4 protein-coding genes and 1 pseudogene are annotated in these 3826 nt (G+C 46.6%); all 5 read right to left on the reverse strand.

Annotated elements, in window-relative coordinates; all coding sequences use genetic code 11:
• The coding region (trbL, locus tag SJ312_RS22695) for a P-type conjugative transfer protein TrbL (protein ID WP_319868380.1) at positions 1 to 1211 on the reverse strand (1211 nt) is incomplete at its 3' end.
• Between the two features lies 1 nt (position 1212).
• The gene (trbK, locus tag SJ312_RS22700; protein ID WP_057048365.1) at positions 1213 to 1446 is read right to left on the reverse strand and encodes an entry exclusion lipoprotein TrbK; all 234 of its coding nucleotides are present in this window, start codon (positions 1444 to 1446) and stop codon (positions 1213 to 1215) included.
• Between the two features lie 3 nt (positions 1447 to 1449).
• Positions 1450 to 2232 carry a P-type conjugative transfer protein TrbJ gene (gene trbJ / locus SJ312_RS22705; RefSeq protein WP_129075360.1) on the reverse strand — a complete coding sequence of 261 codons (783 nt, stop codon included), beginning with the start codon at positions 2230 to 2232 and terminating at the stop codon, positions 1450 to 1452.
• A 14-nt stretch (positions 2233 to 2246) separates the two neighbouring features.
• A pseudogene (locus SJ312_RS22710) lies at positions 2247 to 2759 on the reverse strand (TrbI/VirB10 family protein); the annotation flags it as partial.
• Positions 2760 to 2907: 148 nt separating this feature from the next.
• Positions 2908 to 3768 (reverse strand): broad-spectrum class A beta-lactamase TEM-1, encoded by an 861-nt coding sequence (locus SJ312_RS22715; RefSeq protein ID WP_000027057.1) that lies wholly within the window; start codon positions 3766 to 3768, stop codon positions 2908 to 2910.
• Between the last annotated feature and the right edge of the window lie 58 nt (positions 3769 to 3826).

Consider the following 3826-nt stretch of genomic DNA (forward strand, 5'->3'; position numbering starts at 1 on the left):
TCGGAGCTGGAGCCTGATGAGCTCGTGGTGTCGGAGCTGGAGCCTGATGAGCTCGTGGTGTCGGAGCTGGAGCCTGATGAGCTCGTGGTGTCGGAGCTGGAGCCTGACGAGCTCGCAGTGGAGCTTGAGCCAAAGCCTGCGGCATCAGCGAAAGATCCAGCACTGGCAACAGCGTTAGTTGCTTTGCTTATGAGATCAGAACCAGCCTCGACATTACTTCCCGCTTTAGACACTGCATTCATAATGGCCTGCATTCCGCCTGCAACATTGCTTGCACCGGCTACGGCTGCCGACGCTGCCATGCTTGCTACAGCAGCTGCTGCACCTGCTGCAGTAAATAGTGCCCCAGCCCCAGCCGTGGATAATCCTTGTGATGCGCCAATACTTGAACCATTGACAAGCCCCCCTAAAAGGGGTGGGATTTTGTTTGTTAAAACATACAAAATAAGGGTGCAGACAGCGACAACGGCTATTTCTTTAACTTCACCTGCACTCATGGCATTCGAGTAGGACAAGATTATATTCTGTCCAATCCCAACCAGGATTATCATGCTAAATAGTTGAATGCCTATGCTCAAAACTGTCTTGTAATAATTAATGGCCATGTCGGAAGTCCAACGACTCCCACCGAAACCAAGAAACAGAATTCCACCATAAGCTAGAATCCATGCGGATATTAGAAGCATGAGCATGTTTATTGCAATTAAGGATAGGATTACCAATATGGCGATTCCAAGAATGCCCCCAATTAGCAGGTAAGCAATTGCATTTGTCGGCCATAATGGAGTGTTGTCTATTATCTTTCCAAATAAAATAAACCCCATATCTATTATGCCGCTAGGGTTAAGTTTTGGTAGTCCTGATGCTTGCCCCGCCAGTTGTTCTAATCCGTCAAAAATAGATGCAACTAAAACAGGCGCTTTTTCTAATAGCCACCAAAAAAAACCAGTGAACATTATAAATTTGATGAACTCAGCAAAGAATTCACCTATGTCAGCACGACGTAGCGCCATCATGCCAAATGTCCAAACCATGCTGATAGTAGCTAGGGCCCAAAACAAAAATGTGGCATGACTTGTAATTGTGTCGCCCCAGCCAGCCGCGTTTGCCTTGAATTTTTCAAGGAATGATTTCATCAATCCTTCGTTTGTCACTTCAGCATGAGCAAACTCTGACAAAAGAATTAGAAATAAAAAGATAGTCTTTCTCATATCATCCTCTTTTGTCGTTGAGCATGTCTGTAACTGATACGTCAGGGTCATTACTCATTTTGTATGAGCCGCGAGAGAAACATTTTGTTGCTAATGCTTCTTTTATTTCATTGTCTTCAATGGTTGCTCTGTACTTTTCATTGCATGTTTCGTCTGTGGCCTCTGGTACGTTTTTTCTAAAACAACCTGATAGGGCCATCATGCAAATAAAAATAATAAAAGTGTTTTTTAACATCGCCTATCTCCCGAGCAAGTCGTTACTAGACCAGCCTGCGTCGTTGGTCGCCTTATATGTTCCGCTTATGAACTTTTCTTCGCTGGCCTGATTTCTTGCGTCTTTGTCAGCTTGAGTGGCTGATTGGGTCGCAATCATATTTTGCTGTGATATAAGGAGGGCGCGAATTTGCATTAGCTGATTTGTTTGTGCGCTTGCCAACTGATTGGCATAACCAATAGCCGCTAACTGGCCATCGGCATTTTGGGCTGATGCTTGGATTTGAACCAGTTTTTGAGCATCTGAAGCAAGGGAGTCCTGCTGAATTGATAAACTTTTGAAAACTGCATCATTGGCTTTCTTTTGTGCTTCTGACGCCAAACGTTGATTTTCTTTCATTGCCTCCCATTCCTGCTCTGTGCATCCGGTTGAACTGAAACAAGGGGATGACCGATAGAAAGCAACGTCCTGGTACTTATCCAGATACGCTTGTGTGCTGCCCAACTGGTTCTTGTAGTAGTTCAGCGTATCAATAGAGGCCCGTAGATTGTTCATTGTGCTTTGGGCTTGATCCCATATGTAAGCGGTGGGGGCCATCGTGTTCTGCAGCTGATTTTCATACTGCTGCAATTGCATTTGATAAGACTGAATTTGCTGGGTTGTTTGACGCACGGCTTCCATCGCCGTCATGGTGTTTTGTACCAGTCCTGCGGCGTCAATAACTGGGATACCTGCATTGACCTGGCCGATGCCGGCCATCATGGCCAGCACCAATACAGTTTTAGCTGCTAAATTCTTGTTCATGATTTTTCTCCTTGGCGTTAGTAATCAAAGGCCTCATAGGGCTTTGAAAACGTCATATCCTTGGTCACGATGACATTGAACCGGTAGCCAGGCCGGATCTCGATAGTTGGTGCAATATTCATGTTTCGTGCGATCAACTGGGCGGTAACTTGGCCTAGCTGCTGACCCAAGGCTTGGCTCATAGCTTGGCTTGCGCTGACACCATCCCCATCGTCTTGTCCCTGATCTTGACTAAGAGTGACACCCGCCGTAACAGCTGACATCAGGACAGCAGAGCTAAACAAACGCCAATAATGGTTGTTCACTCGATCCTTAAAGCCGGCATAGCCTGCACCATCCGCACCAGGCATAGCTCCAATATCCATTGCCTTGCCGTCCGGAAACACGATCCGCTGCCATGCCACCAACACACGTTCTTGACCGTATGCCACATCACTGGAATAAGTTCCGACAAGGCGACTCCCCTGGGGAACCAACAGCCATTTACCGGTTGCAGTGTCATAGACGTTCTGTGACACCTGAGCCATGATCGGGGTCTGACGCTCAGTGGAACGAAAACTCACGTTAAGGGATTTTGGTCATGAGATTATCAAAAAGGATCTTCACCTAGATCCTTTTAAATTAAAAATGAAGTTTTAAATCAATCTAAAGTATATATGAGTAAACTTGGTCTGACAGTTACCAATGCTTAATCAGTGAGGCACCTATCTCAGCGATCTGTCTATTTCGTTCATCCATAGTTGCCTGACTCCCCGTCGTGTAGATAACTACGATACGGGAGGGCTTACCATCTGGCCCCAGTGCTGCAATGATACCGCGAGACCCACGCTCACCGGCTCCAGATTTATCAGCAATAAACCAGCCAGCCGGAAGGGCCGAGCGCAGAAGTGGTCCTGCAACTTTATCCGCCTCCATCCAGTCTATTAATTGTTGCCGGGAAGCTAGAGTAAGTAGTTCGCCAGTTAATAGTTTGCGCAACGTTGTTGCCATTGCTGCAGGCATCGTGGTGTCACGCTCGTCGTTTGGTATGGCTTCATTCAGCTCCGGTTCCCAACGATCAAGGCGAGTTACATGATCCCCCATGTTGTGCAAAAAAGCGGTTAGCTCCTTCGGTCCTCCGATCGTTGTCAGAAGTAAGTTGGCCGCAGTGTTATCACTCATGGTTATGGCAGCACTGCATAATTCTCTTACTGTCATGCCATCCGTAAGATGCTTTTCTGTGACTGGTGAGTACTCAACCAAGTCATTCTGAGAATAGTGTATGCGGCGACCGAGTTGCTCTTGCCCGGCGTCAACACGGGATAATACCGCGCCACATAGCAGAACTTTAAAAGTGCTCATCATTGGAAAACGTTCTTCGGGGCGAAAACTCTCAAGGATCTTACCGCTGTTGAGATCCAGTTCGATGTAACCCACTCGTGCACCCAACTGATCTTCAGCATCTTTTACTTTCACCAGCGTTTCTGGGTGAGCAAAAACAGGAAGGCAAAATGCCGCAAAAAAGGGAATAAGGGCGACACGGAAATGTTGAATACTCATACTCTTCCTTTTTCAATATTATTGAAGCATTTATCAGGGTTATTGTCTCATGAGCGGA

The sequence above is a fragment of the Providencia sp. CIM-Carb-044 genome (genome assembly GCF_033901115.1).
Classification (GTDB): Bacteria; Pseudomonadota; Gammaproteobacteria; order Enterobacterales; family Enterobacteriaceae; genus Providencia; species Providencia hangzhouensis.

Coding starts and splice junctions, on each gene's coding strand:
- trbK (WP_057048365.1), bottom strand. CDS start 1,446: ATGTTAAAAAACACTTTTATTATTTTTATTTGCATGATGGCCCTATCA.
- SJ312_RS22715 (WP_000027057.1), bottom strand. CDS start 3,768: ATGAGTATTCAACATTTCCGTGTCGCCCTTATTCCCTTTTTTGCGGCA.